A 3,206-nucleotide genomic window follows, 5' to 3' on the forward strand; every position below is an offset into this window, starting at 1 on the left:
GGCATGCCGGGCGCCAATATCGGCGTGCTGAACATCAACGACATGCTGTCGAAGGCGATGGGCGGCAAGAAAACCAAGATGCGCAAGACGACGGTGAAGGAGTCCTACGACCTGCTGGTCAATGACGAGTCCGACAAGCTGCTCGATCAGGACGAGGTGGTGCGCCGGGCGCTCGATGCCGCGGAAAACGACGGCATCGTCTTCCTCGACGAGATCGACAAGATCGCGGCGAGATCGGACATTTCCGGCGGGCCCTCGCGCGAAGGCGTGCAGCGCGACCTGCTGCCGCTGGTCGAAGGCACCACGGTGGCGACCAAATACGGACCGTTGAAGACGGATCACATCCTGTTCATCGCCTCCGGCGCCTTCCACGTCTCGAAGCCGTCCGACCTGTTGCCGGAATTGCAGGGCCGCCTGCCGATCCGCGTCGAACTGCGGGCGCTGGAGAAGGACGATTTCGTGCGCATCCTGACCGAGACCGAGGCCAGCCTGATCAAGCAGTATATCGCGCTGATGAAGACCGAGGGCGTCGAGTTGACCTTCACCGACGACGCCATCGATTCGCTCGCCGGCATCGCCGTCGATCTCAACGCCAGCGTCGAGAACATAGGCGCCAGGCGCCTGCAGACGGTGATGGAGCGGGTGCTGGACGAAATCTCCTACGATGCGCCCGACCGCAACGGAACGAGCGTCACTATCGACGCCGCCTATGTCGAAAAGCATGTCGGCGATCTGTCCAGGAATACCGACCTGTCGCGGTTCATCCTTTAAACGACGGCGCCGAAACGTTCCGGCGCCGGTCCAGGCAACATTTTCCGGCAAGCAAAATCATGTGTGGCCAGATGGTACCATCTGGCCACCTTTCGTCCTGCCGGGTGAAGGGGCGCTCTCGACTCGACCAAGAGCTTTACCTAGTTTGCGCGGCAATTCTCGATCTCTAGGTTGACGCAATTCCGGAAAACCGTTTCACACTTTTCCTGGAATTGCTTGGGCGGCGGGTGCATGAAAAAACTGATCCTGGTCATTCTCGGCTTGACGCTGGCGGCGACGCTGTTCGCCGCCGAGGCAGCGACATTGGTGCCGCCGGGAAATCGCAATGCCGTGCAGCCCGACATTCCCGGCGCCTCCAGCCGGCGCACGCAGGCGACCAACACCAGCTTCCAGGCGAAGTACCGCAAGGTCTATGCCCTGCTGCAGAACGACGCCGATCTGCGCGCCAAGATCAGGAAGGCGGCGGCCGCCTACGGCATCGATCCCCTGCACATTGTCGGCGCCATCGTCGGCGAGCACACCTACAATGTCGATGCTTATGACCGGCTGCAGACCTACTATGTCAAGGCGATCTCCTATCTCTCCAGCAAGCTGTCCTTCGCCTATGACGGCGAGGACATCACCGACTTCGTGCAGCGGCCGGAATTCAAGAAATGCGCGGGGATGTCCGACAGCTACGATCTGTGGGAATGCCGCGAACAGGTGTGGAACCGTTCGTTTCGCGGCAAGTCGGTCGGCGGGACCAGCTTTCCCGACGACCGCTTCGGCGCCACCTTCTTCCAGCCTTATTATGCCGGCCAGACCTTCGGCCTCGGCCAGCTCAATCCGCTGACCGCCCTGCAGATGAGCGATCTGGTGCACAAGGTTTCGGGCCTGCCCAAGCTCGACGTCGGCGATCCCAATTCGGTCTACAAGACCATCATGGATCCCGACCTGACGCTGCCCTACGTCGCCGCGACGATCAGGAAATCGATCGATGCCTATAAAAGCATTGCCGGCTTCGACATTTCGGGCAATCCCGGGCTGACCGCCACGCTCTACAATGTCGGCAATCCGGAGCAGCGCGCTTATGCGTTGAAGGCGGAGAACGACAGGCGCCGCGCCGCCGGTGAGCCCGAAAAGCTGCCGGAAGAGAATTATTATGGTTGGCTGGTGAACGACAAACTGCCGGAGCTGAAGGCGCTGTTTTAGGGCTGGGGTTCAGAGCCTTTACCTGCCCCTTGTAGGGCAGGTCGGACCGAAGGTCAGGGGCGGTGCCGCACTCCCATCCCGCAGCTGCGCAGCGGCCCCCAAAAAGGGGGAGCGTAGGCTCAGGCGGCCAACAACGACTTCAGCTTCACATCCGGTGATCCCAGCGCTTCCGGCGCCGGCTTGGCCCGCTTGGCGATCAGCATTTCGGCCAGCCTGATGTCGCGGGCGACCGCGTTGCCGGGGCCGATGCCGCTGGCCGCGACCAGCCTGCCGTCTTCAGCCAGATGGAAGAGGATGAAGGCGCCGTCGCCGAGATCGCGGCGCACGGTGTTTTTGCCCTCGTCGGAGAGCCCGGCGATCTGCAGCGACAGACCATATTGATCCGACCAGAACCACGGCACCGCCGCATGCGCCTCGCCGGCGCCGAGCATGTTCCTGGCCGCCAGCGCGCCCTGTTCCTGGGCGTTGCGCCAGGCTTCCAGCCGCACCCGGCGGCCGCCATAGACGGCGAGCGGAAACGAGCAGCAATCGCCGGCGGCAAAGATGTCGGGATCGCAGCTGCGCAGCTCGGCATCGACTGCAATTCCATTGTCGATCGTCAGCCCCGCTTCGGCCGCAAGCCCGGCCACCGGCACGGCGCCGATGCCGATGATCGCGAGGTCGGCGACGATTTCCCGGCCGCCGGCAAGTGTGGTGCGCACCTCGTTGCCATCGTCGGCGATGGACGCGATGCCGTCGCCGCACAGGATGTCGACGCCCTCGGCGACATGCGCCTCATGGATGATTTCCGCGATCTCCGCCGGCACGCCGCGAATCAGGATGCGAGGCTGCGCCTCGATGACGGTGACCGCGGCACCGAGCTTGCGGGCCGCGGCGGCGAGTTCGAGGCCGATAAAGCCGCCGCCGATGATGGCGATACGGTTGCCGAGGGTGAGATGCGCGCGAATGGCGAGCGCATCAGCGAAGGTTCTGAGATAGACGCAGCGCGGACCCAGGCCCGGCATCGGCAGCTTGCGCGGCGTCGAACCGGTTGCCAGCAGGAGCTTGTCGTAAGGCAGGACCGATCCGTCCGACAGGCGCACAGTATGCGCCGCGCGGTCGATCGCGACGGCCTGGACGGAATGGATATGCCGGATCGACTTCTCGGCCAGAATTGCGTCGCTGGCGATCGCCTTGATCCCGGGCGCATCGCTGGCCATCGCCTCCTTGGACAGAGGCGGGCGCTCATAGGGCAGATGCGGCTC

The 3,206-nt window shown here is 63.8% G+C and carries 3 protein-coding genes; 2 read left to right on the plus strand and 1 reads right to left on the minus strand.

Annotated elements, in window-relative coordinates; genetic code table 11:
• On the plus strand, positions 1-771 hold a 771-nt coding region (locus ENZ74_RS26520; protein WP_127313093.1), incomplete at its 5' end, for an AAA family ATPase.
• Between the two features lie 231 nt (positions 772-1,002).
• On the plus strand, positions 1,003-1,962 hold the full coding sequence (locus tag ENZ74_RS26525; protein WP_063170435.1) for a DUF1402 family protein: 960 nt from the start codon (positions 1,003-1,005) through the stop codon (positions 1,960-1,962).
• A gap of 119 nt (positions 1,963-2,081) precedes the next feature.
• Here ENZ74_RS26525 and ENZ74_RS26530 read toward each other — a convergent pair.
• Positions 2,082-3,206 (minus strand): FAD-dependent oxidoreductase (locus ENZ74_RS26530; protein ID WP_127313094.1); only part of this gene is annotated, 1,125 nt, incomplete at its 5' end.

This window comes from Mesorhizobium sp. M7A.F.Ca.CA.002.15.2.1, from assembly GCF_003998715.1.
In the GTDB taxonomy this organism is placed as follows: domain Bacteria; phylum Pseudomonadota; class Alphaproteobacteria; order Rhizobiales; family Rhizobiaceae; genus Mesorhizobium; species Mesorhizobium ciceri.